Source organism: Gemmobacter sp. LW-1 (genome assembly GCF_001303875.1).
Taxonomy (GTDB): domain Bacteria; phylum Pseudomonadota; class Alphaproteobacteria; order Rhodobacterales; family Rhodobacteraceae; genus Gemmobacter; species Gemmobacter caeni.
The window spans coordinates 1-26,094 of sequence record NZ_LJSC01000059.1; the positions used below are offsets into that span (position 1 = coordinate 1).

Below are 26,094 nucleotides of genomic sequence, written 5' to 3' on the forward strand. Positions count from 1 at the left end.
CCGGGTTCGGCCTGCGGCAACCCTGCCCGGTCCAGAGGATCGGACAAGGGGGCCACGGGCTGCGCCGGTGGCTCTGCCAGCCCCGAGCCAAGGGGAGACGTCTGCCCGAAAGCAGGGCCCGCCAGAAGCGCCAGAACCAGCAGAAGCCGCGCGGTTACCATGTGAACGCCTTGCTGATCGACAGTTTCGCGTTCCGTCCCGGCGCCGCATCCAGCGACAGGTTGTTGCGATAGCTTTGGTCGAACACGTTCTCGACCGCGAAGTTCACATCCATCCCGGCAAGGACACCGCTGTCCGGCGTCCAGGTGACGAAGATGTCATGCGTGTCATAGGCCCCGGCCGAGGTGGTGGCGGAAGAGGTGGTGATCCCGTCGAAGTAGTAGCCGCGCCAGCCAAGCACCAGATTGTGCTCGGGCAGTTTGGCACCCAGCGTCAGCGCAACATTTTCGGCAGGCGTGTCGGCCAGAGTCAGACCAGTCGCCGAATCCTTCGATTTCACATGGCTCCAGGCCAGGCTCCCGAACCAGCGCTCCGCGTCATAGGCCGCCTCCAGTTCGGCGCCCCAGATCTTTGCCGCCGCGATATTGCGGTAATACGGTGTTCCGGGGGTGGAATCACGCGTGATAAGGTTGGTCAGGTCATTGTGGAAGGCGGTGGCTTTCAGTTGCAGGCTGTCGCCCTCTGACAGCAGGTTCTGGCGCTGGAAGGTGAAGCCCAGCTCCACCGTTTCGGCCTCTTCCTTGTCCAGGTTCAGACTCGGAGTTTCCCCGGCGGAATAGCTGTAAAGCTCGTCCAGCGTCGGCATCCGCTCGGTCCGGGCCCAGGTGCCGAAGACGCCCCATTGTTCATTGATCTCGTAAAGCACCGAAAGCTTGGGTGAGACGGCGGTATCGTCCGCGGCACTTGCCCCCGCCGCAACCGAGGCAGCCGACGGCGTGCGCTGGCCGAAATCGGCGCGCAGGCCCGGCATGATGGTCAGGCGGTCGTTCCAGGTGAATTCACCCTGCACATAGACGCCGGTCTTGCGGTCTGTACCTTCGGGGTGGAAGCCCAGCGCGCCGACCGACGAGGTGGCGACGCGCTTCTGTTCCGACACCTGGACGCCGAAAGTGACGAAGTTGTCCCAGTTGCCCGCCGAAAGCTCGGCGGTGTTTTCCACCCGCAGCGTCGTGGTCTGATAGGCGAAATCACTGTCACACAGCACCTGCATCGTGCCCGGCGCACACATGAACCCGAACGAGAAGTTGCGCTTCTTCGCCGTGGTATCGGTGTAGGAAAGCTGCACCGTCAGATCGAGGAACGGGTTGTCGGCAAAACCGTGATGCCAGGTCAGCGTGGCGGTATCGTCGATGGTGTGCACATCGGCGGTGCCAAAGCCCGCCATCGCCGCACCACCGGTCTGCGCCACCGCCGTATCGTCAAGATCGCTGTCGGTGCGCGAGAAAGACAGGGTGACGCTTTGCTCATCGCCCTCGCCGAGGTTGAACTTGCCTTTCACAAGGCCCGACATCGCCTCGTGTTCGGTGCCTTGCAGCGCATTGCCAGCACCGTCCTTCATCTGCCCGCCGCGCGAGCTGTTCAGCGCGCCAAGAAATTCGGCATTGCCGCGCCGGGTGGCCCAGATCAGCCCCAGCCGCGAGCTGTCACCGTTGGAGCCATAGCCCGCCTTGAAGCGCAGGGCATTGTTTTCCTCTGCCGTCAGGAAATCCGACGCATCCTTGGTCGTGAAGGACACCACGCCACCGATCGTGCCCGAGCCATAAAGCGTGGACGAGGCCGGGCCGCGCAGCACTTCGACGCGCTTGAACAGTTCCGGGTCGCCGAAGAACGAGCCCATGCGATATTGTTCAAAGAATTTCGGGGCACCATCCACGACGACCTTGATCCGCTCTTCCGAAGCGGTCTGTTCGGTATTGCCGATACCGCGGATGTTGAACGACTGCCCCATGGGCCGGGCCGAAGCCCCGGTGGCCTGCACCCCCGGCACCCCCTTGAACAGGTCACCCACACTCAGGGGCTGGGCGCGGTCGATGTCCTGCTGTTCGATCACGCTGACGGCCTGCGGGGTGTCGATGGCCACTTTCGCCGTGCCGGTGCCAAGAATAATGCGGCCAAGCATCTGGAAGAAACCGCCCGCCTCGGTGGCATCCTGTGCGGCGACGGGTTGGGCGGTCAGCGCCATCGCGGTGGCGGCGGTCATGAGAAGTGCGCGTCTTGAGCGGGTGTGAATAGGCATGGCTGTCCCTTCGGTGACATTCTTGTTTTTGAAGGGCTGGCCGTGGTCGTTTCCACTGCTGGCGGCGCAGGGTCGGAAAATCCGACTTGATCTGTCAGTTTTTGGCTTCTAGAAATGCCGAGTGTAATTGTCAAGTATCCTCTTCCGGCTGCCTGACACCAAATCGCGCCCCAGCCCGGCCCTTGGGTTTCACCCGGCCTCCGCCAGACATGCGCCCCGTCCAGATTCGCATGACGAAAGGATGCCGCCATGGCCGACGGCCAGACACTGCCCCTTGATGCCCCCGCCATCCGTGCCCTGCGCGCGGAATCTCCCAAGACCCGCGCCCGCGATTTCGCGGCGGCGCACGGTCTGACCGAAGCGGCGCTGGTCGCTGCCCATATCGGCCATGGCACGGTCGCCATTGATGCGACGCCCGACCGGCTGTTCCCGCTGATCCGCGATCTGGGCGATGTGCTGGCGCTGACGCGGAACGAAAGCTGCGTGCATGAACGGCGCGGCACCTACAGCGACTATCGCGGCGGCCCGCATGCTGCCATGGTGCTGGACCCGGAAATCGACATGCGGATCTTCCCCTCGCACTGGCTGCATGGTTTCGCGGTCGAGGAAACCGCCGCGGATGGCACGGTCAAGCGCAGTCTTCAGGTCTTTGATGCGGCAGGCGATGCGGTTCACAAGGTGCATCTGAAGCCTGAATCGGATGCGGCGGCCTTCGCCCGTCTGGTCGATGCGCTGCGCCTGCCCGAACAGCAGGCCGAGCGGAGCTATGAGGCCCGCAAGCCGGTGGAACCGGCAAAAGCCGCCCCCGACCGCGCCGCTGCCCTGCGCGCCGACTGGGACCGCATGACCGACACCCACCAGTTTCTGAAACTGGTCAAGGCACAGAAGATGAATCGTCTGGGCGCCTATCGCGTGGCCGGGGCGCCTTATGCCGTGGCGCTGGAGCCGCGTGCGGTGACGGAAACGCTGACCCGCGCCGCAGAAGAGCGCGTGCCGGTGATGATCTTCGTGGGCAACATGGGCTGCATCCAGATCCATGGCGGCCCGATCGAGCGGGTGGTGCCGATGGGGCCGTGGATCAACGTCATGGACCCGCGCTTCAACCTGCATCTGCGCAGCGACCATATCGCCGAGGTCTGGTGCGTGAACAAGCCCACCCGCACCGGCGCCGCGATCAGCATCGAGGCTTTTGACGCCGAAGGCGGGCTGATCCTGCAAATCTTTGGCTATCGCAAGGATACCCCGGCAGATGCGTGGAACGCGCTGGCCCATTCGCTGCCGCGTCTGGAAGCGGTGCCGGCATGAAGGCTCTGACGCTGTCTGCACTGCTTCTGGCCAGCCCCGCGCTGGCCGGGGGCGAGCGGGTCATCACGCTTGGCGGCTCCGTCACGGAAATCGCCGTGGCGCTGGGCGCGCAGGACCGGCTGGTGGCGCGCGACACCACCTCGAACTTCCCGCCCGAGATCGAGGCTTTGCCCGATGTCGGCTACATCCGCGCGCTGTCAGCCGAAGGGGTGCTGTCGCTCGACCCTGACCTGATCGTGGCCGAAGGTGATGCCGGGCCGCAGCAGGCGGTGGATGTGCTGAAGGCGGCGGGTGTGCCCTTCGTGCTCGTGCCCGAAGACCCCACGCCGCAGGGGATAGCCGACAAGATCACCGCCGTCGCCGCCGCGCTGGACATGCCCGAGGCCGGTGCTGCGCTCGCGGCACAGGTGCAGGACGGGCTGGCCGCCGCCGAAGCCCGCGCCGCCGCCGTGACCGACCGCAAGCGTGTGCTGTTCATCCTGTCGCTGCAAGGCGGGCGGATCATGGCGGGTGGTGAAGGCACCGAGGCGGAGGGTATCATCCGTCTCGCGGGCGGTGAAAATGCCGCGACCGGATTTCAAGGCTACAAGCAGATCGCGGACGAGGCTGTCCTGACCGCCGCACCCGATCTGATCCTGATGATGGCGCGCGAGGGGGATCTGTCCATCGCCGATGCCGATATCCTGGCCCATCCCGCGCTGGCCGAAACCCCGGCCGCGCGCAATGGGGCGCTGGTACGGATGGACGGAATGCTGCTTCTGGGCTTCGGTCCCCGCACGCCCGAGGCAGCCCGCGCACTGTATGACGCGCTGTACGGCCAGGCAGGGGGCTGAGGATGGTGGCCCTCTCCCCCGTCGCCCATGGCCTCGCCCGTCCTGACCCGCGCCGCGTTACCTTGCTGCTGGCGCTTGGCACGCTGTTGCTGGCCCTGTTGTCGCTGGGCACCGGCGCGGCGGGGCTTGGCCCGACCGAGCTTCTGTCGGCGCTGACCGGCGAAGGGCTGGACCGGCGCGCGCAGGTGATCCTGTGGGACATCCGGCTGCCGCGTCTGGCGCTGGGATTGATGGTTGGCGCCGCGCTGGCGGTGTCAGGCGCGCTGATGCAGGGGCTGTTCCGCAATCCGCTGGCCGATCCGGGTATCGTCGGCGTCGGCGCGGGCGCGGGGCTGGGGGCGGTGCTGGCCATCGTGCTGGGCGGGCTGTTGCCCGCCGGGGTCGCCGCCTTTGTCGGCGCGCATCTGGTGCCGCTGGCGGCCTTTCTGGGCGGCTGGGTCGCCACGCTGCTGCTTTACCGGGTCGCCACGCGCGGCGGGCGCACCTCGGTTGCCACCATGCTGCTGGCCGGGATCGCGCTGGGGGCGCTGGCAGGCGCGCTGACCGGCATCCTCGTCTATCTGGCTGACGACCGGCAATTGCGCGACCTGACCTTCTGGGGCATGGGTTCGCTCGCCGGGGCAAGCTGGCCCCGGATCGGCGCCAGCCTGCCGCTGATCCTGCCGGTTCTGGTGCTGTCGCCGCTGCTCGCACGCGGGCTGAACGCGCTGGCACTGGGCGAGGCGCAGGCTGCCCATATGGGCATTGCCGTCGAGCGGGTGAAGTGCTTCGCCATCCTTGGCGTCGCCGCAGCGGCGGGCGCGGCGGTCGCGGTGGCGGGCGGCATCGGCTTTGTCGGCATCGTGGTGCCGCATCTGCTGCGCCTGCTGGGCGGGCCGGATCACCGCCATATCCTGCCACAGGCCGCGCTGCTGGGCGGCGGGCTGCTGGTCGGCGCCGATATGATCGCGCGCAGCCTCGTGGCCCCGGCCGAACTGCCCATCGGCATCGTGACGGCCTGCCTCGGCGCGCCGGTCTTCCTGTGGATTTTGCTGCGCCGCAAGGGCGGGATGGGGTTGTAGGATGCTGGAAACCCAAGACCTTCATGTCACGCTGGGACGGCGCGAGATCCTGCGCGGGCTGGACTTCACCGCCAGCCCCGGAACCGTTACCGCCATCATCGGGCCGAACGGATCGGGCAAAACCACCCTTCTGCGTGCCCTGACCGGCGAGGTGCCCTATCGCGGGCGTGTAAACCTGAACGGGCATGACATCGCCCGCACACCTGGGCCAAAGCTGGCCGGGTTCCGCGCGGTTCTGGCGCAGGAAACCCATGTCGCCTTTCCCTTCACCGCAGCCGAGATCGTGCGGCTGGGGCTGGAGGCCGGGATCGGTGCGCATGACCCGACCCTGCCCGAGCGCCTGCTGACCGAAGTCGACCTGCCCGGCTATGGCCCCCGCCCCTATCACGACCTGTCAGGGGGCGAACAGGCGCGGGTGCAACTGGCCCGCGTTCTGGCGCAGGCCCGCCAGCCGGTCACGCCGTCAGGCCCCGGCTGGCTGATGCTGGACGAACCCGTCGCCAGCCTCGACATCGCGCATCAGCTTCTGGTGATGCGGCTGGCGCAGCGGTTTGCCCGGGCGGGCGGCGGGGTGATCATGGTGCTGCATGACCTCAACCTGACAGCCATGGTGGCGGACCGGGTACTGCTGATGGCGGGCGGGCGGTTGGCTGCACAGGGCGCCCCGGCAGAGGTTCTGGCCGATACGGTGCTGCAAGCCGCCTTTGGCTGCGCCATCCGCGCCAATACCGCACCGGCAGAGGGGCCATGGGTCTTGCCGCAATCGGTGCTGACCGGAGCCTGACCTCGCGACGCGCAGTCAGGCCTCCGGGATCGGCAGCACGTCTCGGCGGCGCAATGTCTCCATCACAAAGCGGGAAATGATGGCGCGCAGGCGGACGGTCTGCGTCAGTTCCTGGTAGAAACGATCAAAGGCCGCCATATCAGGCACCACGACACGCAGCATGTAATCCATCGACCCGCCCAGACGATGAACCTCCATCACCTCGGGACGGGGATCGAGGGCGGCCAGAAACTCTGCCCGCCATTCATCACTGTGTTCGATGGCGGCAATTTCGACAAAGACCGTCAGCCCCAGCCCGACGCGCGCCGGATCGACCAATGCGACCCGGCCCGTGATGATGCCTGCCGCCTCCAGCTTCTGCACCCGTTTCCAGCAGGGGGTCTGTGACAGACCAACCTGATGGGCAAGCCGGGCCAGCGACTGGCTCGCGTCGCGCTGCAGTTCGGTCAGGATCTGGCGGTCGATCCGGTCCATCGCGGTCAGGCGGCGATGAAATCGCGGACGAAGGCTGTGGCGGGACGGGCACGGATATCCTGTGGTCGCCCGACCTGTTCGATCCGGCCCATCGACATGACGACGACCAGATCGGCCAGCTCCATCGCCTCTTCCTGATCATGCGTCACGAAGACCGAAGTCAGCCCCGTCGCATCGTGAATGTCGCGCAGTCCCTGTCGAAGTTCCTTGCGAACCCGCGCGTCCAGTGCCCCGAAAGGTTCGTCCAGCAACAACATGCGCGGCTCGATGGCCAGCGCACGGGCCAGCGCCACCCGCTGCCGCTGCCCGCCCGACAGTTGCGCAGGATAGCGCGCAGCGATGTCAGGCAACTGAATCAGGTCGAGCAGGCGTTGCACCCGGCGTGCGATTTCCGCCGCGGGGGGCCGCGTGGCACGGGGACGGGCCTTCAGGCCATAGGCGATATTCTCGAACACCGTCATGTGCCGGAACAGCGCGTAGGACTGGAACACGAACCCGGCCCGCCGCTCCTGCACTGTCAGCCCGGTGGCATCCTCGCCGTCAAACAGAACCCGACCGGAATTGGGGTATTCCAGCCCCCCCAGAATGCGCAGCAGGGTAGTCTTGCCGGATCCCGAAGGCCCGAGCAGCGCCACCAGCGCCCCCGAGGGGATGGACAGGCTGACCGGATGCAGCGCGGCGGTGGTGCCGAAGCTTTTGGCGATTTCGTCGATCTCGATATGCATGGCAGCCTCCTCAGTGGCGGTGGGTTGCGGCGATCTGGTCGGCGTGGCGCCGCTCCAGCACGGTCTTGGCCAGCAGCGTGACCAGGGCGAGCATTGTCAGCACGGCGGCAAGCGAGAAAGCCGCGACCGAAAGATATTCGTTGTAAAGCATCTCGATGGTGATCGGCATGGTCGCTGTCTGGCCCCGGATCTTGCCCGACACCACGGCCACCGCGCCAAACTCGCCCATGGCACGGGCATTGCATAGCAGCACGCCATACAGCAGCGCCCAGCGGATGTTGGGCAGCGTCACGGTGCGGAAGACGTGCCAGCCCCCCGCCCCCAGAGTCAGCGCCGCCTCCTCCTCGGCCCGGCCCTGCTCGATCATCACCGGGATCAGTTCGCGCGCGATGAAGGGGAAAGTGATGAACACGGTCGCCAGAACAATGCCCGGCAGCGCGAAGACGATGGGGAAACCCTGCGCCACCAGCCAGCCACCCAGCAGCGAATTGGCGCCGAACATCAGCACGATGCACAGCCCCGCCACCACCGGCGAAACCGAGAACGGCAGGTCGATCAGGGTGATGAGGAACGCCTTTCCCCGGAAATCAAACCGGGTGATCAGCCAGGCGGCGGCGATGCCGAAGACCGCGTTCAACGGCACGGAAATCGCCGCAATCGTCAATGTCAGCCAAATCGCGGACAGCGCGTCGCGGTTGCCAAGGCTTTTCAGCGCCGCAAGCCAGCCCTGTTTCAGCGCCTCGGCAAAGACCGCGACCAGCGGGGCGCCGACCAGCAGGCCAAGGCCCAGCACAGCGACACCGATCAGTGCGCGGCGGACCAGAGGCGACTCGTCGGTCGGGGCGCGAAAGGAAAAAGCGGACGCATCAGACATAGCCAATCCTCCGGCGGCTCCAGATCTGGATGAGGTTGATGGCCAGCAGCATGGCAAAGCTGATGGTCAGCATCGCGATGCCGATGGCCGCCGCCGCGTCATAGTTGAACTCTTCAAGCTGGATGACGATGAGCAGCGGCGCAATTTCGGTTTTCAGCGGGATGTTTCCGGCGATGAAAATGACCGAACCGTATTCCCCCACCGCCCGCGCCAGCGCCAGTGCGAAGCCGGTCAGCGCGGCGGGGGCGAGCATGGGCAGGATGACCCGGCGCAGGGTCGTGAGACGGCTGGCCCCCAAAGTGGCGGATGCCTCTTCCACCTCGCGCTCGATCTCCTCGACCACGGGCTGAACGGTGCGTGCCACGAAGGGCAGGCCCACGAAGACCAGCGCGATCAGGATGCCGGTCTGGGTATAGGCGATCTTCCAGCCGATCTGTTGCGCCAGACCGCCCAGCACCCCGTTCGGCGCGTAAAGCGCGGTCAGGGCGATCCCCGCCACCGCTGTTGGCAGGGCGAAGGGCAGATCCACCGCCGCATCCAGCAGCCTGCGACCCGCAAAGCGGTAGCGCACCAGAACCCAGGCCAGCAGCGTGCCGAACACCAGATTGAAGATTGCGGCAAAGAATGACAGCCGGAACGACAGGAACAGCGCCGACCAGACACGCTCACGGTTCACCACATCCCACAGGTTGCCCGGCCCGAAGCTGACGCCCTTCGCAAGAAGGGCGCCCACCGGCAGCAGCACGACGATGGACAGCATCGTCAGGGTGATCCCCGCCGACAGGCCAAGGCCCGGCATCGGGGATCGTTGATACAGGGGCCTGCCCATCACCGCCTCACTTCGCCGTATAAATCTGGTCGAAGGTGCCGCCATCCCCGAAATGTTCGGGCTGCGCCTGTTTCCAGCCCCCGAAATGGTCGATGCCAACCAGATCGAGCTTCGGGAACCGCGCCACATCCGCCGGATCGGCCGCCGAACTGTCCCAGGCGCGATAGAAGTTGCGGAAGGCGATGGCCTGCCCTTCCGGCGAATAGAGGTATTCCAGATAGGCCGTCGCCAGCGCGCGCTGTTCGTCCGAAGCGATATTGCTCTCGACAAGGGCCACAGGCGGCTCGGCAAGGATCGAGACCGAGGGCACCACGATATCGAACTGATCGTCGCCCAGTTCCTTCAGTGCCAGATAGGCCTCGTTCTCCCACGCGAGCAGCACATCCCCGATGCCCCGCTGTGCGAAGGTCGTGGTCGCGCCCCGCGCACCGCTGTCCAGGACCGGCACATGAGTGAACAGATCATGGACGAAGGTTTTCGGATCTTGCCCGTTCTTTTCGGCCCAGGCCCAGGCCGCCAGATAGTTCCAGCGCGCCCCGCCCGAGGTTTTCGGGTTCGGGGTGATCACCTCCACCCCGTCCCCGACCAGATCGCCCCAGTCCTGAATACCCTTCGGATTGCCCTCCCGCACCAGAAACACGATGGTCGAGGTATAGGGCGACGAATTGTGCGGCAGTTTCGATTGCCAGTCGGAGGGCAGCTTGCCAGCCTCGGCGATCTTGTCGATGTCCGAGGCCAGTGCCAGCGTCACCGCCTGCGCGCCAAGGCCGTCGATGACCGACCGCGCCTGACTACCCGAACCGCCATGGCTGGTCTCCAGCGCGGGCGCCGGATGGCCCAGCCCGGTCCAGTGCTTTGCGAAAGCCGCGTCAAATTCGCGATAAAGTTCCCGCGTCGGATCATAGCTGACGTTCAGCAGGTTTTCGGCATGCAGAGGCGCCGGACCGGCGAGCACGCCGGCGGCGAGCGTGACGGCAGCGAGGGTTGAGGCCAGCCATGCCCGCAACGAGACCGGCTGCCCGCGCACCGTTTTCAGGCCCGTGGAGATCGTGACCGTGCCATCACCGTGCTCGGCCACCACAGGGCCCTGGGCGATGATATGGCGGGAAAGAGCAACAGAGCTGATCATGACGTTCTCCTGTCAATAGAGGCGGTCGATCCGCCGATACCTCAATCACGATCTATCTTATCGTTATTTGCAACAGAAAAATAACGTCTTAATTTGTCGTGATTATAGAACGGTCTTCTACATGCAAATTTTTGTTATTTTACTTCAAATAGATAGACGAAATACTCATGCGAAAAACCGACCCGGAACAGGCAGGGTCAGGCAGCATCCTCGGGTAGTCAGCATCAAAACAGTGGGTCACAAGCGATCAAAAAACAGGCAAATGATGCAAACGGCACCAGAACCCACCCCGGCATCCCCATCGGCAAAGGTGCCGGGCACAGGTGCAACACCCGCTCTGACCCCGCCAACTGACAGCTTGCGATTCTGCGGGAAATCCCGTTTAAGCGCGCCCGACAGCGCAAGCATCCGGCAGCCTTCGCACAGCGACCCCGGCCACGCGCAGCAACCTTCAGGGCGGCGTCCGCAGGACGCTTCCCGCATGATCTGGACACGTTTCACCTATACCGTGCCGCAAGGCATGGCGCGGCATCTCTGGTGGCCTTTGCCGCCAAACGCCCGACACGACCCTTGCCAGGAGCCTGCCTATGAACACGACCCTCAAGCTCGCCATCGGCAGCGTCATCGTCGGGGCAATCGTGCTGGCCATCAAGGCACTGGCCTGGTGGATCACCGGCTCGGTCGCGCTTTATTCCGATGCGCTGGAAAGCACGGTGAATGTCGCAACGGCCATCGCCGCGCTGATCGCAATTCGCGTGGCCTCGCGCCCCGCCGATGCCTCGCACCCCTACGGGCACCACAAGGCCGAATTCTTCAGTGCCGTGCTGGAGGGGGTGATGATCATCATTGCCGCCCTGCTGATCCTGCGCGAGGCGTTTCACGGCTTCATGAATCCGGTCGCGCTTGACCTGCCGATCGAGGGCCTGCTGATCAACGGGGCTGCGACCGTCATCAACGCGTTCTGGGCCTGGCTTCTGGTCACGCGCGGGCGCATTGGCAAGTCACCGGCACTGGTGGCCGATGGCAAGCATCTGTTCACCGATGTGATCACCTCGGCCGGGGTGGCCATCGGCGTGCTGCTGGCCATCGTGACGGATTGGTGGGTACTCGACCCGATCATGGCGGCGCTGGTGGCCGTCAACATCCTGTGGTCAGGTGCGAAAGTCGTGCGCGATTCGCTCAGCGGTCTGATGGACGAGGCCGTTCCGCAGGATGTTCTGGACCGCGTGCGCGGCATCATCTCGACCGAAGCGGGTGGCGCGGTAGAGGCGCATGACCTGCGCACCCGCCACGCCGGCAAGGCGACCTTCATCGAATTTCACCTTGTCGTGCCCGGAGAGATGAGCGTTTTCGATGCCCATGAAATCTGTGACCAGGTGGAAGAAGCCCTGAAGACCGCTGTTCCGGGCGCACGGATCACCATTCATGTGGAGCCCGAACACAAGCAGAAACATGCTGGGATTGTCGTTCTGACCTGACATCGGAAGAAGAAGGCACCGTCACTCCCAGGAAACGCGCGAACAGGATGGAGCGACGGTGCCAATGTCCAGCTTTGGACCCGGACAAGCTGACTCTGCCCCGGAAATCGCCCCCGCGCCTTGACCTGCATCAAATTGCCGTGCGCACCCCTGCGTCCGCCTGTCGCAGCAGCCAGCGCACAAAAGCCGCCAGCGGCGCACGCATGGTGCCCGGACGATGCACGATGAAATAGCCCTCGCGGTCGGAATCCTCGTGCAACTGCCGCAACCGGCCAGCGGCAATGTCGCGCTCGACAAAGGCGCGGGCGATCACCGCCACCCCCTGCCCGTCCCGTGCCGCGTCCAGCATCAGATTGCCCGGCAGCGAGATCATGCCCGCGCGACGGATCAGACCATGTTTCTCCAGAAACGCACTTGCCTCGGTGGTGCCCAGTTCCTGTAGCCATGGCAGGGCCGCCAGATGGGCCATATCCGACGCCATATGTTCGGGCACCAGCGCGGGCGCAGCCACCACCACGACCGAGGAGCGCAGCAAAAGCCGCGATTCAAGTCCGGGCCAGTCGCCGTTGCCATAGCGCAGCGCGATATCGGCATCGCGTCCCAGTTCGCGCAGTTCCGAGGCCGGGTCGATCATCAGGTCGACGCCGGGATGGCGTGACCGGAAATCCGGCAGACGCGGCAACAGCCAGCCCCCGGCAAAAGCGGGGGTGGTGGTCACCCGTAACGGGCGCGTAGCCTCCGCCCCGGTGAGTTCGGCAATGATGGCGGCGATCTGGCCAAAGCCAAGCTCCAGCACATCGGCCAGCCGCCGCCCTTCGGCGGTCAGCACCAGCCGCCGCCCGCCGCGATCCACCAGCGCGATGCCCAGATGGGTTTCCAGCCCGCGGATTTGCTGGCTGATCGCAGCATGGGTCACGCCGATACGGGCGCCAGCCTCCTCCAGCCCGGAGGCAGAGGCAAAGGCTGAAAACGCCCGCAGTGCCGAGAGAGGCGGAAGATCACGCCATTCCGTCATGTAAGACTGACTTTCAAATCCAAAGAATCGCTGCCTCGCGAGACAGCATATTTTCAGGCACATTAAGGCATATAGAGAAGCCGGAGGTCAAAGAAATGCTTAACCTGATCGCACAAAGTCTGCTGATCGCGACGCGAATGGATCGCGGCACAGGGCGCGAAAAGCTCGCGGAGCAGCGGCGGCTGGAGGATGAATGGTTCTGGCAGGGGCGGAACACGCCGCAACAGGACCGGCACCGGGACTGAGGCACATGATATCCCGACACTTATGCCGTCCGAAATGAAAACCCCCGCCGGTGGCGGGGGTTTGTCGTTGCAGGGAACCTGCGATTACTCGCCGCCACCCAGGCTGTGCACATAGACCGACACCGCGCGGATCTGGTCTTCCGTCAGACGGGCGTTCCAGTTGGGCATCACGCCAAACCGCGCATTGGTCACCGTTTCAGTGATCGTCGCCCGGTCACCGCCGTAAAGCCACACGGCGTCCGTCAGGTTCGGCGCGCCCTGCGCCCGGTCTCCGGTGCCGTTTTCCGCGTGGCAAGCCGCGCAGTTGTCGGCAAAGACCGTCGCCCCGGCAGCCGCCTTGGTCGCGTCATGTTCCTGCCCCGAGATCTGGAGGACGTATTCAACGACCTCCTCGATCTGCGGTTTTTCCAGCAGGCCATCAGCGCCGAACTTCGGCATTTCCGAATAGCGGGCATCGGCGTCGGTGGTGTTGCGGATACCATGGGTGACAGTCGTATGGATGTCCTCCATGGTGCCCCCCCACAGCCAGTCGTCGTCCAGCAGGTTGGGATAACCCTTGTTGCCGGCCGCGCCTGCCCCGTGGCACTGGGCGCACCAGGTCTTGAACACGGCGGCACCCGCAGCCTTGGCATAGCCGTCCAGTTCGGGATCGGTCGAGATCGCGTTCAGATCGGCGGCCACCAGTTTCGCCTTGATCGGCGCATTGGCGTCGTCGAACCGCTTGATCTCTTCCGCCACGGCGAGACGGGTATCACCCGCCGCGGTTTCGCCCGTCATGCCCTGCGTGGCGCTGCTGATCAGCGGCCAGGCCGGATAGGCGATGGTATAGCCGATCGCCCAGATGATCGTCAGGTAGAAGGTCCACAGCCACCAGCGCGGCATCGGGTTGTCATATTCCCGGATGCCATCCCATTCGTGCCCGGTGGTCGGAACCTCACCCGGTTTCTTTACTTGCTTGGCGCACATGTCTTACGCCTCCTTCAGTTTGCTGGCGTCCGGTTCCGCCCCGGACGCGGCGGGCCGCGTCTCGTTGCGGAAGATCGACATGGCGGCTTCGTTCTGTGCCTTGCGACTGCCGGGGCGGAAGGCGTAGAAAACCACGCCCACGAACACCAGCGTCATGAACAGAAGCATCCAACTGTCGGCGAAGTGGCGGAGAAGGCTATAAACGTCCATATCCCCCTCCTTACCGCGCCGGATCCGGCTGGAAGGTCGAGAAGTCGACCAGCGTGCCCAGCATTTGCAGATAGGCGATCAGCGCATCCATCTCGGTCAGCTGCGGCTGGCCGTCGAAGTTGCGGGTCTGCGCCTTGGGATACCGCGCCAGAAGGCCCTCGGTATCGGCATCCGGCGAAGCCTGCGCCGCAAAGTCGGCCTCGGCATTCTCCATCATCTCGTCGGTATAGGGAACACCGACCAGACGGTTGGCCGACATCGAGTCCTTGATGTAGCGGGCGTCGATGACGTTGCCCATCAGGAACTCATACTTCGGCATCACCGATTCCGGCACCACAGATTGCGGGTTCTTCAGGTGGTCGACATGCCATTCGTCGGAATAGCGGCCACCCACGCGGGCCAGATCCGGCCCGGTGCGTTTGGAGCCCCACTGGAACGGATGGTCATACATCGATTCCGCCGCGAGGCTGTAATGGCCATAGCGTTCGACCTCGTCGCGCATCGGACGGATCATCTGGCTGTGGCAGACATAGCAGCCTTCACGGATGTAGATTTCACGCCCCGCAAGCTCCAGCGGGCTGTAGGGGCGCATCCCCTCCACCTTCTCGATGGTGTTTTCGAGGTAGAACAGCGGCACGATCTGCACCAGACCGCCAATCGTCACCACGAGGAAGGACAGCACGAGCAGCAGCGTCGCATGCGTCTCGATGGCCTTGTGTTTGTCAAGAAAAGCCATTGCAGTCGCTCCTCATTCTGCCGGGACGAAGTTGTTCGCGTTGACAGCCGCCTTGGCAGGCTGGGCACGAACGGTCATCCACAGGTTGTAGCACATGATGATTGCCCCGGAGAGGAACATGACCCCACCCAGCGCGCGCACCACATACATCGGGAACTTCGCGGCCACGGTATCGGCGAAGGCGTTGACGAGGAAGCCATTGGCATCCACTTCGCGCCACATCAGGCCTTCCATGATGCCGGTCACCCACATCGACGAGGCGTAGAGCACGATGCCGATGGTCGCCAGCCAGAAGTGCCAGGACACGAGGCTCAGGCTATACAGCCGTTCGCGGTTCCACAGGCGCGGCACGAGGAAGTAAAGCGCGCCGAAGGTGATCATGCCGTTCCAGCCAAGCGCGCCGGAGTGGACGTGACCGATGGTCCAGTCGGTGTAGTGCGACAGCGAGTTCACCGCCTTGATCGACATCATCGGACCTTCAAAGGTCGACATGCCGTAGAAACCGATGGACACCACCATCATGCGGATGATCGGATCGGTGCGCAGCTTGTCCCAGGCGCCCGAAAGCGTCATCAGGCCGTTGATCATGCCACCCCACGACGGCATCCACAGCATGATCGAGAACACCATGCCCAGAGTCGAGGCCCAGTCCGGCAGCGCGGTATAGTGCAGGTGGTGCGGACCGGCCCAGATATACAGGAAGATCAGCGCCCAGAAGTGGATGATCGACAGCTTGTAGCTGAAGACCGGGCGTTCAGCCTGCTTCGGCACGAAGTAATACATCATGCCCAGGAAGCCAGCGGTTAGGAAGAAGCCCACGGCGTTGTGGCCATACCACCATTGCGTCATCGCATCCTGCACGCCCGAGAACAGCGAGACCGATTTCGACGACAGGAAGCTGACCGGGATTGCGAGGTTGTTCACCACATGCAGCAGCGCCACGGTAACGATGAACGACAGGTAGAACCAGTTCGCCACATAGATATGCGGCTCTTTCCGCATGATCACCGTACCCAGGAACACCAGCAGAAACGAGACCCAGACCACCACGATCCACCAGTCGATGTACCAGACGGTTTCGGCATATTCCTTGCCCTGCGAGCCGCCCAGTACATAGGAGGTCGCCGCGAGCACGATCATCAGCTGCCAGCCCCAGAACACGAACCACGCCAGATTGCCGCCCCACAGGCGTGCGGCGCTGGTGCGCTGAACGACGTAGAAGGCGGTACAGATCAGGGCGTTGCCCCCGAAGGCGAAGATCACGGCCGAGGTGTGAAGCGGACGCAGGCGTCCGAAGTTCAGAATCCCCTCGACGCCGGGAATGTTGAGTGCGGGGAAAGCCAGCTGGAAGGCGATGACCACCCCCACCAGAAAGCCCACGACGCCCCAGAAGGCCGTCGCAATGACGCCGGCGCGCACCACACCGTCGTTATATTCATTCACGGCTACCGTGACCGGCTCACCCATGCGGCGTGCCACCCAGATAAAGGTGATGGCTGCCGCAAGCATGACGACGATCGCGTTAACCTGATAAGGCAGGTCGTGCGCGTAATTGGCGGCGATCGCGGCGAAGACCGCGACCACGCCAAGCACGACCAGTTTAACGTAATCCCACATTTTGCGTCCCTTCGTCTTGGCCCGGTCCATCCCGCTGGTCGGCGAGTCGCCCGGACGCTTTTCGACTGTCCCGCTTTCGCAGATGCGGCGACAGGTGGCATTGATCCATGTCAACCCAAGGGATCCCGCAGGTTGATCGAAGTCAATGCGGCATGCTGCCCGCGCGGCTATAGTGTCCATTATCCAAACGCGCGAGGAGATTGAGAAAATGAGCTACAAGACCCTCACAACCGTCGTCACTTCGGCAGAGGAGGCGCAAGCCACCATAGCCCCGGTGGCACGGCTTGCGGATGCGCTGGACGCGCATCTTGATGTGCTGGCGCTCGGGGTTGACCGGACCCAGGTCGGCTATGCCTATATCGGGGGTGGCAGCGTCATCCTTCAGGCCGCACTTGACCAGGCCGAGGCCGAGGCCCGTGCCACCGAAGCCGCCGCACGGGCGGCGCTTGAGGAATATTCCGCCGACCAGCGGTGGGCGGTTGAAAGTGCTGTCGCCCAGTTGGGCGCGCTGTCCGATCTGGTATCGCTGAAGGCACGTTTCTCGGATCTGGTTGTTCTGCCCCCGCCCTATGGCAAGGGCAAATCCTCCGAGGCGGAAGCCGTGGTCGAGGCGGCCCTGTTCGAAAGTCAGGCCCCCGTTCTCGTCCTGCCCGAAACCGTCCGCGAAGTCGCGATGCCGCAACGCGTGGTCATCGGCTGGAACCAGAGCCGCGAGGCCATGGTGGCAGTGCGCCGCGCCCTGCCCTTCCTGAAAGGCGCGCAGATGGTCAACATCGCCATCATCGACCCGCCGCAGCACGGTCCCGAACGGTCCGACCCCGGCGGCGCGCTGTGTCAGATGCTGGTGCGCCATGGCGTGAAGGCAGAGGTTTCGGTGCTGGCCCGGACCATGCCGCGCATCTCGGACGTGCTGAACCGCCATGTCCGCGACATCGACGCCGACATGCTGGTGATGGGCGCCTATGGCCATTCGCGTTTCCGCGAGGCCATTCTGGGCGGCGCCACCCGCAATATGCTGGAACACGCCGAAGTGCCGGTGCTGATGGCCCACTGATCCCGGCCGCGCCCGCTTTGGCGGGCGCGGGCCTTTTGATCACGCGGAACGGATCTGCCTCTGCCAGTAGGCGTGCAATTCCTCAACCTTCGCGCTTGTCAGCAATGGCATCGCGGGCCGGAGCTGATCTTCCGACCAGTCCCACCACTTCATCTCCAGCAGAAGCGCGACGGCGCTCTCATCGAACCGGCTTCGAATGGTCTTCGCCGGATTTCCCGCCACGATGGCATAGGGCGCGACGTCGCGGGTCACCAGAGCCCGCGTGCCGATCACGGCGCCATCGCCGATCGTCACCCCCGGCATGATGATGGCCTCTGACCCGATCCAGACATCATTTCCAATGACCGTATCCCCTGCGGGACGATAGCCATTTTCCGCGCCCTCGAAGGCAGCAACTTCTGGCATCCAGAAAAAGGGAAAGGTGCTGACCCAATCATTCCGGTGGCCCTGATTGCCCGCCATGATGAAGGCCGCCCCCGACCCGATGGAACAGAAGCTGCCGATGACCAGGCGGTCAGCCCCTTCATCCGGCAACAGATATCGCGCACAGTCGTCAAAGCTGTGACCGTGATAGTATCCTGAATAGTAGCTGAACCGCCCGACAGTGATGTTCGGGTTCGTCACCTGCCGGTCGAGTGTCACCCCGCGGAAGGGGCTGTCAAAATAGTTCTTCATTTGCAGTTCTCTGAATGGACAAGGGTAATCGCGCTCAGGCGAAGAAAGCGCAATCGCGAGGGCGATGCGCTATGGCCCTGCCACAAGGCGAAGGGCGTCCTTCAGATGGTTCGGTCGCAGATTTCACGGGGTCCTCGAAGACGCTGCATGGAACGCCCGGCAATCATAGGGAAGATGCCGCCGTGCGCAAGTCAGCCCAGCACGCCGCCGTCGCTGTCGTCGCCCGCCTCTTCCAGCAGGAGGTCGAAATCGGGGATGGTGACGTGGCGCTTGCCATCCAGCAGGATGATCCCCTCGCGCCGCAGGGCCGAGATCTGGCGGCTGACGGTTTCCAGAGTCAGGCCCAGATAATCGGCCATTTCCTCGCGCGTCAGCGGCAGGTCAAACACCAGCGGCCCCTTCGCCGCCTTCAGCTTCAGCGTCGCGTCGCGCCGGGCGATGATGGCCAGAAGCGAGGCGATCTTTTCCCGCGCCGTCTTGCGCCCCAGAAGCAGCATCCATTCACGCGCGGCGTCCAGCTCGTCCAGCGTCATCTCCAGCAGGCGCTGGCCGATGTGAGGCGTGGACAGCATCATGTCCTCGAACGGCTTCTTGCGGAAACAGCACATCACCAGATCGGTGGTCGCCGTCACATCATAGGCAGCAGTGGACCGGCCGGGCCGCCCGACGAAATCCGATGGCAGCAACAGCCCGACCATCTGGCGACGGCCATCTTCCATCGTCTGCGTCAGTGTGGCGATACCGCTGACAACGGAAGCCACGAAATCCATCCGGTCGCCCGACCAGACAACCGTCTGACCGGCCTGATAGGAGCGGTAATATTTGATCTGCTCCAGCCGCGACAGCTCATCCGCCTCGCAGCGGGCACAGACCGCACGGTGTCTGATGGGGCAATCCCCGCACTCGTGATGCACTGGGTGCATGTCCTGCATCGGCATCCCGGTTTCCTGGTCTTGATCTGGGTCAAGGCTGTTGCGCGTTACGCCTTCTAATCTAGTGGCATGGACAAGGAATCGCAACTCACCCGGCTCGGTCTTTTCGACGCGCGTGTGCCCCGCTACACCAGCTACCCCACGGCCCCGCATTTCGGAAACGACGTCAGCCCTGCGCTGTTTACCCGCTGGATCGAGACGATTCCGGCCGGATCTGCAATCTCGCTCTATCTGCATGTGCCGTTCTGCCGGCGCCTGTGCTGGTTCTGCGCCTGCCGCACGCAGGGCACGTCCAGCGACGAGCCGGTGCTGGCCTATGTGCAGACCCTGAAGGCAGAAATCGCGCTCTTGAAGGCGCATCTGCCGAAGGGCGTGCATCTGAGCCGCCTGCACTGGGGCGGTGGCACGCCGACCCTGCTGAAGCCCGACATGATCCGCGATCTGGCGGCAACGGTGTTCGATGCGGTGCCGATGGGCGAAGGCGCGGAGTTTTCGGTCGAGATTGACCCCGACGAGGTGGATGCTGCGCGGCTGGACGCGCTGGCGGCAGCGGGGATGAACCGCGCCTCGATCGGCGTTCAGGATTTTGACCCTGAAATTCAGGCCACCATCGGCCGTATCCAGCCTTACGATCTGACCAAACGTGTCGCTGACATGATCCGTGACCGTGATGTTCGCAGCCTCAATGCCGATATCCTTTACGGTCTGCCGCACCAGACCCAGGCGCGGATTGCCGACAGCGTGCAGAAATTGCTGACACTCTCCCCCGACCGGGTGGCACTTTACGGCTACGCCCATGTGCCGTGGATGAGCCGTCGCCAGCAACTTATCCCCTCGGATGCCATCCCAACCCCGCAGGAGCGGCTGAAGCTGTTTGAAACAGCAGCGCAGCTGTTCGACTGGGACGGATACGAATCCATCGGCATCGACCATTTCGCGCGTCCTGATGACGGGCTGGCGGTAGCGGCCCGGAGCGGCGGCTTGCGGCGGAATTTCCAGGGCTATACCGATGACCGTGCCGATGTGCTGGTGGGGCTTGGTGCCTCCAGCATCTCGCGCTTTCCGCAGGGCTATGCGCAGAACGCCTCGGGCACCTCGGATTACACCAAATCCGTGCGCGCCGGGCATTTCACCACGCATCGCGGCCATGTGTTCAGCGGTGAAGACAAGCTGCGCGGCCGCATCATCGAGGCGCTGATGTGCGACTTCCACGTCTCGCGGGCAGAGTTGCTCCGCGATTTCGCTACCGATGACGCCGCGCTGTCGGCCATGTTCGCGGCGGCGAAGGCTCAGTTCGGCGAAATGGTGCGTGTCGATGCGGACGGCCTGTCCATCCCGGTGCCCGCCCGCCCGCTGACCCGGATTATAGCCCGCACCTTCGACGCCTATGACCATAGCAAGGCCCAGCATTCCGCGGCGATCTGAGGGGGCCGGACCGCCGCTGCAAAGAGGCTGCGCTCCGGCATGACGGGATCGTGCTGCGCTGTGCGGCCACCGCACCGCAGGGCGGTGTTGAAACCCAGACCAGTGCCGAGGGCTGGACGGTGGTTCTGCCCGGCACCGCGACCTCGGGCGAGGCGGCGGGGACGATCAGGATTGACAGCACCCGCTTCACCGGAACTTTTTCGGCGGTGAGGACGGCTTGATCTGGTTTCTCGACCCCGAACAGCAGGCCGCACTGCGCAACGGCACACACCTGACCGCCCTGGCAGGAACGCTTGCGGCGCTGACGGGCTTGGCGGCGGCGATGCGGAAGGTGCAGGAATGCCTTGAGCGCGAGCGCGTGGCCCCCTGAACCCCGCTCCCCTCGATTCCTGACCCTCAGGCCGAAGGGCCGAAGCTTTCCACCCACTCCACCATCTGCGGCAGGCAGACCGTGTGCAGGTCATAGCCTTTGACAATGGTTTCACGCGCGGCGCGTCGAAGGTCCATGAACCGTTCGGGCCGCGCAAGCGCACGGGTGATCATCTTCGACCAGCCCTCGACATCGAAGAAATCGACCAGACGGCCATTCACCCCGTCTTCGATCAGTTCGGCCACCGGCGCGGTGCGCGAGCCCACGACCATGCATCCGGCGCCCATCGCCTCCAGCATCGACCAGCTCAGTACGAAAGGATAGGTCAGATAGGCATGCACGCGGCTGACCTGCATCATGCTGACAAAGGTGGGATACGGCACCTTGCCCTTGAAATGCACCCGCGACATATCCAGCCGGTCTTTCACCTGATCCAGATAGATGTTCTTCCAGCTTTGGCCCTCGGGCGCGGGACGGCCATAGCTGACCTCATCACCGCCCACGATCACCACCTGCGCCTCCGGCCGTTCGGCCATGATGGCGGGCAGCGCCCGCATGAAGGTGTGATAGCCGCGATAGGGTTCCAGATTGCGGTTCACGAAGGTCAGCACCTCGTCCCCTGCCTTCAGAACCCTGCCATTCGGAAGCGTCAGCGTTGCAGTCGGATCGGGCTTCATCACGCCGGTATCCACACCGTCGAAGATGACCTTGATCCGTTCTCGCAGGATCGGCGGATAGGTGCTGGCCTGCCAGCGCGTCGGCGACAACCCTGCATCGGCATGCAGCAGCGCCTGCCCCAGATGCGTGGTGCGGCCCTGGGCGATGATGACCTGATCGAAATTCGGGCGGTCGAATTCGGGATCAAACCCGACATCCGCGCCACGGCCCTTGTAGTAAAATTCGGCATAGACCAGCAGCTTCGCCTCGGGCCAGACCTCTTTCAGAAACAGCGTCTCGCCCCAGCCGGAATGGCCGAAGATCACGTCGGGAACATAGCCCTGCTCGCGCATCTGCATCGCGGCGCGGGCCACGGTGACGCCGCGGTCGCTCATCTGTGTGTAGTTGCGGCCCAGACGGCAGGCCTGCGGATCGGGCGCCGGGCTGTTGTGGCGATATTTCACAACCCGGATTTCAGAGCTTCGGTTGTTGGTCGTATCCGTCAGCGCGATGCAGTCATGGCCACGCCGCTGCATTTCCGGTGCCAGATGCAGGAACTGGGCAGGGAAATTCTGGTGAACGAAAAGAATTTTCATGCAATGCCTCGTCACGCGCCGAAAGCGGCGGCCATCAGGGCACGGGTATACTCGGTTTGCGGTGTCTCGAACACCGCCTGCCCGTCTCCGGCTTCCACAACGTCGCCATTCCGCATCACCAGAACCTTGTGCGACAGCGCCCGCACCACCCGCAGGTCGTGGCTGATGAACAGATAGGCAAGGCCGTATTTGCGCTGCAACGCGCGCAGCAGGTCGACGATCTGCACCTGCACCGTCATGTCCAGCGCCGATGTCGGTTCATCCAGCACCACCAGTTTCGGCCGCAGGATCATGGCGCGTGCCACCGCGATGCGCTGGCGCTGCCCGCCGGAAAATTCATGCGGGTAACGCCCCATGGCGGCCGGGTCCAGCCCGACCTCAACCATGATGTCGCTGACCATCTCGAGCCGGTTGCGACCCGGTTCAAGACCGTGAACGCCCAGACCTTCGGCAATGATCTCCTCCACCGTCATCCGGGGGCTGAGCGATCCGAAAGGGTCCTGAAACACGATCTGCATGTCACGGCGCAAGGGGCGCAGCTGGCGGCTGTGCCAGCCCGAGATTTCCTGGCCCATGAACACGATCCGCCCTTCCGAACCGATCAGCCGCATGATGGCCAGCGCCAGCGTCGTCTTGCCAGAGCCGCTTTCACCGACGATGCCCAGCGTCTCGCCCGCGCGGACAGAGAGGCTTGCGTCGTTCACCGCCTTCACATGGCCGGTGACCTTGCGCATGAGGCCGCTGTGGATCGGGAACCAGACGCGCAGGTTTTCGGTGCGCACCAGTTCGGGCGCACCCTCGAGCACCGGATCGGGGCGGCCCTTCGGTTCTGCCGCCAGCAGCTTCCGGGTATAGGGGTGCTGCGGATTGGCAAAGATTTCGGCTGCGGGCCCCTGTTCGACAACCTCGCCGTCCTTCATCACGCAGACACGGTCGGCGATGCGCCGCACGATCCCCAGATCATGCGTGATGAACAGCATCGACAACCCTTCGCTGCGCTTCAGATCCGCCAGAAGGTCAAGGATCTGCGCCTGAATCGTCACATCGAGCGCGGTGGTCGGCTCATCCGCGATCAGCAGTTCCGGCCCGTTGGCCAGTGCCATGGCGATCATCACGCGCTGCCGCTGCCCACCCGAAAGCTGATGCGGATAAGATCCCAGCCGGCTTTCGGCATCGCGGATACCGACCTTGTTCAACAGATCGACAACCCGCGCCCGCGCCGCCTGTCCCCGCAGCCCCTGATGCAGCGCAAGGCTTTCGGTCAGCTGCTTTTCGATCGTGTGCAGCGGGTTCAGGCTGGTCATCGGCTCCTGAAAGATGAAGCTGATGTCATTGCCCCGGATACGGCGCAGATCCGCCTCGGGCGCGCCCACCATTTGCGTGCCCTGATAGGTGATGGAGCCCTCCATCATCGCGCTGTCAGGCAAAAGTCCCACGGTGGACAGCGCCGTCACCGACTTGCCCGACCCGCTTTCCCCCACCAGCGCGACCGTCTCGCCCCGGTCGACGCTGAAGCTCACATCCCGCACCGCATGGACGATGCGGCCGTCCTGCCGAAAGCGCACGTTCAGCTTTTCAACGGACAGAACGCTCATCGGAAGGTCTTTCTGGGGTCGAAAGCATCGCGCACGCCTTCAAAGATGAAAACCAGCAGCGACAGCATCAGGGCGAAGGTGGTGAAGGCGGTAAAGGCCAGCCAGGGTGCTTGAAGGTTGTCCTTGGCCTGTTGCGTCAACTCGCCCAAAGAGGGCGCCGAGGCTGGCAGACCAAAGCCCAGAAAATCCAGCGCGGCCAGCGTGCCAATGGTGCCGGTGACAAGGAAGGGCAGCATGGTCAGCGTCGCGACCATCGCATTGGGCAGCACATGGCGCACCATGATCACCCGGTCAGGTACGCCCAGCGCCCGCGCCGCGCGCACATATTCAAAATTGCGCGCGCGCAGGAATTCGGCCCGCACCACGCCGATCAGCGAGGTCCAGCCAAACAGCACCATCAGCCCGATCAGGAGCCAGAAGCTCATCTGCCAGATCGCGCCGACGATGATGATGATGTAAAGCGAGGGCGTGGCGCCCCAGATTTCAATCACGCGCTGGAAGATCAGATCGACCCAGCCACCAAAATAGCCCTGCACCGCCCCTGCCGCGATACCGATGACACTGGTCAGCGCGGTCACGATCAGCGCGAAACTGATCGACAGGCGGAAGCCATAGATCACCCGCGCCAGCACATCGCGTGCGGTGTCATCGGTGCCCAGCCAGTGCTGCGCATCGGGGGCCGAAGGCGCAGCCCCGCCCAGATCGTTGATCGTGTTATAGCTGTAGGGGATCGGTGCCCAAAGCAGCCAGCCGGGCACCACCGGCTGCCCGTCCACCGCACCGGCCCTGGCCTGCGTCAGCACCCCTTCAGGATCGTCCCAGCAGGCTTCCGCCCCCTGCGCGACGATCAGGCATTGCACCTCGGGGTCTCGATAGGCGGCTTCGGTCTGGAAGTCGCCGCCGAAGGTGGTTTCGGGGTAGAACTTCAGGAAGGGCGTGTAATACTCCCCCTTGAAACTGACCAGCAGCGGCTTGTCATTGGCGATCAGCTCCGCTCCCAGTGACAGGCCGAACAGCACGGCAAAAATCCACAGCGACCAGAAGGCCCGGCGATTGGCCTTGAAATTGCGCCAGCGGCGCTGGTTCAGCGGCGAAAGCGCCATGGTCAGCCCCTCCGCTCAAAATCAATGCGCGGATCGACCAGCACATAGGTCATGTCAGAAATGATCCCGACCACCAGCCCCATCAGCCCGAAGATGAACAGCGTCCCGAACAGCACCGGATAATCGCGGTTCACCGCCGCCTCGAAGCCAAGGCGACCAAGGCCATCCAGCGAGAAGATCGTCTCGATGATGATGGACCCGCCGAAGAACACGCTGATGAAGACCGCCGGGAAACCGGCAATGACGATCAGCATGGCGTTGCGGAAGACGTGGCCATACAGCACACGGCTTTCCGTCAGCCCCTTGGCCCGCGCCGTCATCACATATTGCTTGCGGATTTCATCCAGAAAGCTGTTCTTCGTCAGGAGCGTCAGTGTGGCGAAGCTGGAGATGGTGGAGGCGGTGACCGGCAGCACGATATGCCACAGGTAATCCGTGATCTTGCCCCAGAGGCTCATCTGGCTCCATCCATCCGAGGTGAGGCCCCTGAGCGGGAACCACTGCCAGTAAGAGCCGCCCGCGAACAAGACCAGCAGCAGGATAGCAAACAGAAAGCCCGGAATCGCATAGCCCACGATGATCATGGCCGAGGTCCAGGTGTCGAAAGCAGACCCGTCGCGCACCGCCTTGCGGATGCCTAGCGGAATGGAAATCAGATAGGCAATCAGCGTGGACCACAGGCCCAGCGTGATTGAGACGGGCATTTTTTCCAGCACCAGATCGGTGACGCTGATCGACCGGAAGTAGCTTTCGCCGAAATCGAAGCGCAGGTAATTGCCCATCATGATTCCAAAGCGTTCCAGCAGAGGGATCGGCTCCTTGTGGCATTCGGGCGCGCGGGTGCTGACCGGGCCGGTATAACCCTCGGCACAGATGATACGGGCAAAGCCGAACTGCGCCTCCAGATCATCAATGAAATCGGCGGGCAGACCGCGCGCACCGATATAGCCGGACTCGTTGCCCGCCCCCGCTGCGGGCGCCCCGCCCGACCCGGCATCTCCGCCCCCGCCGGAAATCGACTGAAAGGCATCGCCCGCGCCATCCAGCCGGGCCAGAACCTGTTCCACCGGCCCGCCGGGCACGAACTGGGTCAGCACGAAATTGATGACCATGATCCCGAGCAGGGTCGGAATGATCAGCAGAAGCCTGCGCAGCAGATAGGCGCCCATG

The 26,094-nt window shown here is 64.0% G+C and carries 28 protein-coding genes; 10 read left to right on the forward strand and 18 right to left on the reverse strand.

Features of this window, described 5'->3' with window-relative positions; translation table 11 throughout:
- Positions 1-154 precede the first annotated feature (154 nt).
- Positions 155-2,200, reverse strand: coding sequence for a TonB-dependent receptor domain-containing protein (locus AO684_RS18515; RefSeq protein WP_054304218.1), 2,046 nt, complete (start codon positions 2,198-2,200; stop codon positions 155-157).
- 285 nt (positions 2,201-2,485) lie between these two features.
- On the opposite strand from AO684_RS18515, the gene AO684_RS18520 reads away from it, so the two are divergent.
- The 4 genes from AO684_RS18520 to AO684_RS18535 are packed head-to-tail and all read left to right on the forward strand — an operon-like array spanning position 2,486 to position 6,219.
- Positions 2,486-3,541, forward strand: a complete 1,056-nt coding sequence (locus AO684_RS18520) for a hemin-degrading factor (protein WP_054304219.1) — start codon at positions 2,486-2,488, stop codon at positions 3,539-3,541.
- Complete coding sequence (locus tag AO684_RS18525; protein ID WP_054304220.1) at positions 3,538-4,374, forward strand: hemin ABC transporter substrate-binding protein; 837 nt, start codon at positions 3,538-3,540, stop codon at positions 4,372-4,374. The genes AO684_RS18520 and AO684_RS18525 overlap by 4 nt, the downstream gene beginning before the upstream one ends.
- Positions 4,375-4,376: 2 nt before the next feature.
- The gene (locus AO684_RS18530) at positions 4,377-5,435 is read left to right on the forward strand and encodes an iron ABC transporter permease (RefSeq protein WP_054304221.1); all 1,059 of its coding nucleotides are present in this window, start codon (positions 4,377-4,379) and stop codon (positions 5,433-5,435) included.
- A gap of 1 nt (position 5,436) precedes the next feature.
- A complete protein-coding gene (locus AO684_RS18535) occupies positions 5,437-6,219 on the forward strand; it encodes a heme ABC transporter ATP-binding protein (RefSeq protein WP_054304222.1) in 783 nt (260 codons plus the stop codon).
- A 15-nt stretch (positions 6,220-6,234) separates the two neighbouring features.
- Here AO684_RS18535 and AO684_RS18540 read toward each other — a convergent pair whose 3' ends face one another.
- From AO684_RS18540 to AO684_RS21890, 6 genes are all read right to left on the reverse strand, one after another.
- Positions 6,235-6,693 (reverse strand): Lrp/AsnC family transcriptional regulator, encoded by a 459-nt coding sequence (locus tag AO684_RS18540; RefSeq protein ID WP_054304223.1) that lies wholly within the window; start codon positions 6,691-6,693, stop codon positions 6,235-6,237.
- A 5-nt stretch (positions 6,694-6,698) separates the two neighbouring features.
- A complete protein-coding gene (locus tag AO684_RS18545) occupies positions 6,699-7,418 on the reverse strand; it encodes a sulfate/molybdate ABC transporter ATP-binding protein (RefSeq protein WP_054304224.1) in 720 nt (239 codons plus the stop codon).
- A gap of 10 nt (positions 7,419-7,428) precedes the next feature.
- Entirely contained in the window at positions 7,429-8,292 is an 864-nt protein-coding gene (gene cysW / locus AO684_RS18550) for a sulfate ABC transporter permease subunit CysW (RefSeq protein ID WP_054304225.1), read from the reverse strand.
- On the reverse strand, positions 8,285-9,121 hold the full coding sequence (gene cysT, locus AO684_RS18555) for a sulfate ABC transporter permease subunit CysT (RefSeq protein ID WP_054304226.1): 837 nt from the start codon (positions 9,119-9,121) through the stop codon (positions 8,285-8,287). The genes cysW and cysT overlap by 8 nt, the downstream gene beginning before the upstream one ends.
- A gap of 7 nt (positions 9,122-9,128) precedes the next feature.
- Positions 9,129-10,250, reverse strand: coding sequence for a sulfate ABC transporter substrate-binding protein (locus tag AO684_RS18560; protein WP_054304227.1), 1,122 nt, complete (start codon positions 10,248-10,250; stop codon positions 9,129-9,131).
- 237 nt (positions 10,251-10,487) lie between these two features.
- The gene (locus AO684_RS21890) at positions 10,488-10,658 is read right to left on the reverse strand and encodes a hypothetical protein (protein ID WP_158640786.1); all 171 of its coding nucleotides are present in this window, start codon (positions 10,656-10,658) and stop codon (positions 10,488-10,490) included.
- 179 nt (positions 10,659-10,837) lie between these two features.
- On the opposite strand from AO684_RS21890, the gene AO684_RS18565 reads away from it, so the two are divergent.
- A complete protein-coding gene (locus tag AO684_RS18565; RefSeq protein ID WP_054304228.1) occupies positions 10,838-11,728 on the forward strand; it encodes a cation diffusion facilitator family transporter in 891 nt (296 codons plus the stop codon).
- Between the two features lie 130 nt (positions 11,729-11,858).
- Here AO684_RS18565 and AO684_RS18570 read toward each other — a convergent pair whose 3' ends face one another.
- Complete coding sequence (locus AO684_RS18570) at positions 11,859-12,743, reverse strand: LysR family transcriptional regulator (RefSeq protein ID WP_054304229.1); 885 nt, start codon at positions 12,741-12,743, stop codon at positions 11,859-11,861.
- A 95-nt stretch (positions 12,744-12,838) separates the two neighbouring features.
- Between AO684_RS18570 and AO684_RS21895 the strand changes: the two genes are divergently transcribed.
- Positions 12,839-12,988: a hypothetical protein gene (locus tag AO684_RS21895; RefSeq protein WP_158640787.1), complete on the forward strand. Its 150-nt coding sequence runs from the start codon at positions 12,839-12,841 to the stop codon at positions 12,986-12,988.
- Positions 12,989-13,072: 84 nt separating this feature from the next.
- Here the strand turns inward: AO684_RS21895 and ccoP are convergent, their stop codons facing one another.
- The 4 genes from ccoP to ccoN are packed head-to-tail and all read right to left on the reverse strand — an operon-like array spanning position 13,073 to position 16,517.
- Entirely contained in the window at positions 13,073-13,954 is an 882-nt protein-coding gene (ccoP, locus tag AO684_RS18575; protein WP_054304230.1) for a cytochrome-c oxidase, cbb3-type subunit III, read from the reverse strand.
- A gap of 3 nt (positions 13,955-13,957) precedes the next feature.
- Positions 13,958-14,164 carry a CcoQ/FixQ family Cbb3-type cytochrome c oxidase assembly chaperone gene (locus AO684_RS18580; protein WP_054304231.1) on the reverse strand — a complete coding sequence of 69 codons (207 nt, stop codon included), beginning with the start codon at positions 14,162-14,164 and terminating at the stop codon, positions 13,958-13,960.
- A 10-nt stretch (positions 14,165-14,174) separates the two neighbouring features.
- The gene (gene ccoO, locus AO684_RS18585; protein ID WP_054304232.1) at positions 14,175-14,900 is read right to left on the reverse strand and encodes a cytochrome-c oxidase, cbb3-type subunit II; all 726 of its coding nucleotides are present in this window, start codon (positions 14,898-14,900) and stop codon (positions 14,175-14,177) included.
- Positions 14,901-14,912: 12 nt separating this feature from the next.
- Entirely contained in the window at positions 14,913-16,517 is a 1,605-nt protein-coding gene (ccoN, locus tag AO684_RS18590; RefSeq protein ID WP_054304265.1) for a cytochrome-c oxidase, cbb3-type subunit I, read from the reverse strand.
- A gap of 208 nt (positions 16,518-16,725) precedes the next feature.
- Here ccoN and AO684_RS18595 point away from each other — a divergent pair, with 208 nt between their 5' ends.
- Entirely contained in the window at positions 16,726-17,571 is an 846-nt protein-coding gene (locus AO684_RS18595) for a universal stress protein (RefSeq protein WP_054304233.1), read from the forward strand.
- A 39-nt stretch (positions 17,572-17,610) separates the two neighbouring features.
- Here the strand turns inward: AO684_RS18595 and catB are convergent, their stop codons facing one another.
- Both catB and fnrL read right to left on the reverse strand, forming a co-directional pair.
- The gene (catB, locus tag AO684_RS18600; RefSeq protein WP_054304234.1) at positions 17,611-18,246 is read right to left on the reverse strand and encodes a type B chloramphenicol O-acetyltransferase; all 636 of its coding nucleotides are present in this window, start codon (positions 18,244-18,246) and stop codon (positions 17,611-17,613) included.
- A gap of 191 nt (positions 18,247-18,437) precedes the next feature.
- The gene (gene fnrL, locus AO684_RS18605; protein WP_054304235.1) at positions 18,438-19,184 is read right to left on the reverse strand and encodes a transcriptional regulator FnrL; all 747 of its coding nucleotides are present in this window, start codon (positions 19,182-19,184) and stop codon (positions 18,438-18,440) included.
- Between the two features lie 63 nt (positions 19,185-19,247).
- Between fnrL and hemN the strand changes: the two genes are divergently transcribed.
- From hemN to AO684_RS21905, 3 genes are read left to right on the forward strand one after another with little or no spacing between them, the layout of a single operon-like run.
- Positions 19,248-20,603, forward strand: coding sequence for an oxygen-independent coproporphyrinogen III oxidase (gene hemN / locus AO684_RS18610; protein ID WP_054304236.1), 1,356 nt, complete (start codon positions 19,248-19,250; stop codon positions 20,601-20,603).
- A 50-nt stretch (positions 20,604-20,653) separates the two neighbouring features.
- Complete coding sequence (locus AO684_RS21900; protein ID WP_161806028.1) at positions 20,654-20,824, forward strand: hypothetical protein; 171 nt, start codon at positions 20,654-20,656, stop codon at positions 20,822-20,824.
- On the forward strand, positions 20,821-20,973 hold the full coding sequence (locus AO684_RS21905; RefSeq protein WP_161806029.1) for a hypothetical protein: 153 nt from the start codon (positions 20,821-20,823) through the stop codon (positions 20,971-20,973). The genes AO684_RS21900 and AO684_RS21905 overlap by 4 nt, the downstream gene beginning before the upstream one ends.
- A 26-nt stretch (positions 20,974-20,999) precedes the next feature.
- On the opposite strand, the gene AO684_RS18615 is transcribed toward AO684_RS21905, so the two are convergent.
- From AO684_RS18615 to AO684_RS18630, 4 genes are read right to left on the reverse strand one after another with little or no spacing between them, the layout of a single operon-like run.
- Entirely contained in the window at positions 21,000-22,226 is a 1,227-nt protein-coding gene (locus AO684_RS18615; RefSeq protein WP_054304237.1) for a glycosyltransferase family 4 protein, read from the reverse strand.
- Between the two features lie 11 nt (positions 22,227-22,237).
- Positions 22,238-23,821: an ABC transporter ATP-binding protein gene (locus AO684_RS18620; protein WP_054304238.1), complete on the reverse strand. Its 1,584-nt coding sequence runs from the start codon at positions 23,819-23,821 to the stop codon at positions 22,238-22,240.
- Positions 23,818-24,924, reverse strand: coding sequence for an ABC transporter permease (locus tag AO684_RS18625; protein WP_054304239.1), 1,107 nt, complete (start codon positions 24,922-24,924; stop codon positions 23,818-23,820). The genes AO684_RS18620 and AO684_RS18625 overlap by 4 nt, the downstream gene beginning before the upstream one ends.
- 2 nt (positions 24,925-24,926) lie before the next feature.
- Positions 24,927-26,093: a microcin C ABC transporter permease YejB gene (locus tag AO684_RS18630; RefSeq protein ID WP_054304240.1), complete on the reverse strand. Its 1,167-nt coding sequence runs from the start codon at positions 26,091-26,093 to the stop codon at positions 24,927-24,929.
- Between the last annotated feature and the right edge of the window lies 1 nt (position 26,094).

What these genes read in the sequence shown, in the direction of transcription:
- cysW (WP_054304225.1), bottom strand. Translation starts at nt 8,292, where the DNA reads ATGTCTGATGCGTCCGCTTTTTCCTTTCGCGCCCCGACCGACGAGTCG.
- AO684_RS18535 (WP_054304222.1), top strand. Translation starts at nt 5,437, where the DNA reads ATGCTGGAAACCCAAGACCTTCATGTCACGCTGGGACGGCGCGAGATC.
- AO684_RS18615 (WP_054304237.1), bottom strand. Translation starts at nt 22,226, where the DNA reads ATGAAAATTCTTTTCGTTCACCAGAATTTCCCTGCCCAGTTCCTGCAT.
- AO684_RS18630 (WP_054304240.1), bottom strand. Translation starts at nt 26,093, where the DNA reads ATGGGCGCCTATCTGCTGCGCAGGCTTCTGCTGATCATTCCGACCCTG.
- AO684_RS18620 (WP_054304238.1), bottom strand. Translation starts at nt 23,821, where the DNA reads ATGAGCGTTCTGTCCGTTGAAAAGCTGAACGTGCGCTTTCGGCAGGAC.
- AO684_RS21895 (WP_158640787.1), top strand. Translation starts at nt 12,839, where the DNA reads ATGCTTAACCTGATCGCACAAAGTCTGCTGATCGCGACGCGAATGGAT.
- AO684_RS18545 (WP_054304224.1), bottom strand. Translation starts at nt 7,418, where the DNA reads ATGCATATCGAGATCGACGAAATCGCCAAAAGCTTCGGCACCACCGCC.
- ccoO (WP_054304232.1), bottom strand. Translation starts at nt 14,900, where the DNA reads ATGGCTTTTCTTGACAAACACAAGGCCATCGAGACGCATGCGACGCTG.
- AO684_RS18525 (WP_054304220.1), top strand. Translation starts at nt 3,538, where the DNA reads ATGAAGGCTCTGACGCTGTCTGCACTGCTTCTGGCCAGCCCCGCGCTG.
- fnrL (WP_054304235.1), bottom strand. Translation starts at nt 19,184, where the DNA reads ATGCCGATGCAGGACATGCACCCAGTGCATCACGAGTGCGGGGATTGC.
- AO684_RS18530 (WP_054304221.1), top strand. Translation starts at nt 4,377, where the DNA reads ATGGTGGCCCTCTCCCCCGTCGCCCATGGCCTCGCCCGTCCTGACCCG.
- AO684_RS18625 (WP_054304239.1), bottom strand. Translation starts at nt 24,924, where the DNA reads ATGGCGCTTTCGCCGCTGAACCAGCGCCGCTGGCGCAATTTCAAGGCC.
- hemN (WP_054304236.1), top strand. Translation starts at nt 19,248, where the DNA reads ATGGACAAGGAATCGCAACTCACCCGGCTCGGTCTTTTCGACGCGCGT.
- AO684_RS18565 (WP_054304228.1), top strand. Translation starts at nt 10,838, where the DNA reads ATGAACACGACCCTCAAGCTCGCCATCGGCAGCGTCATCGTCGGGGCA.
- catB (WP_054304234.1), bottom strand. Translation starts at nt 18,246, where the DNA reads ATGAAGAACTATTTTGACAGCCCCTTCCGCGGGGTGACACTCGACCGG.
- ccoN (WP_054304265.1), bottom strand. Translation starts at nt 16,517, where the DNA reads ATGTGGGATTACGTTAAACTGGTCGTGCTTGGCGTGGTCGCGGTCTTC.
- AO684_RS18515 (WP_054304218.1), bottom strand. Translation starts at nt 2,200, where the DNA reads ATGACCGCCGCCACCGCGATGGCGCTGACCGCCCAACCCGTCGCCGCA.
- AO684_RS21890 (WP_158640786.1), bottom strand. Translation starts at nt 10,658, where the DNA reads ATGCTTGCGCTGTCGGGCGCGCTTAAACGGGATTTCCCGCAGAATCGC.
- AO684_RS18520 (WP_054304219.1), top strand. Translation starts at nt 2,486, where the DNA reads ATGGCCGACGGCCAGACACTGCCCCTTGATGCCCCCGCCATCCGTGCC.
- ccoP (WP_054304230.1), bottom strand. Translation starts at nt 13,954, where the DNA reads ATGTGCGCCAAGCAAGTAAAGAAACCGGGTGAGGTTCCGACCACCGGG.
- AO684_RS18595 (WP_054304233.1), top strand. Translation starts at nt 16,726, where the DNA reads ATGAGCTACAAGACCCTCACAACCGTCGTCACTTCGGCAGAGGAGGCG.
- AO684_RS18560 (WP_054304227.1), bottom strand. Translation starts at nt 10,250, where the DNA reads ATGATCAGCTCTGTTGCTCTTTCCCGCCATATCATCGCCCAGGGCCCT.
- AO684_RS18540 (WP_054304223.1), bottom strand. Translation starts at nt 6,693, where the DNA reads ATGGACCGGATCGACCGCCAGATCCTGACCGAACTGCAGCGCGACGCG.
- AO684_RS18580 (WP_054304231.1), bottom strand. Translation starts at nt 14,164, where the DNA reads ATGGACGTTTATAGCCTTCTCCGCCACTTCGCCGACAGTTGGATGCTT.
- cysT (WP_054304226.1), bottom strand. Translation starts at nt 9,121, where the DNA reads ATGGGCAGGCCCCTGTATCAACGATCCCCGATGCCGGGCCTTGGCCTG.
- AO684_RS18570 (WP_054304229.1), bottom strand. Translation starts at nt 12,743, where the DNA reads ATGACGGAATGGCGTGATCTTCCGCCTCTCTCGGCACTGCGGGCGTTT.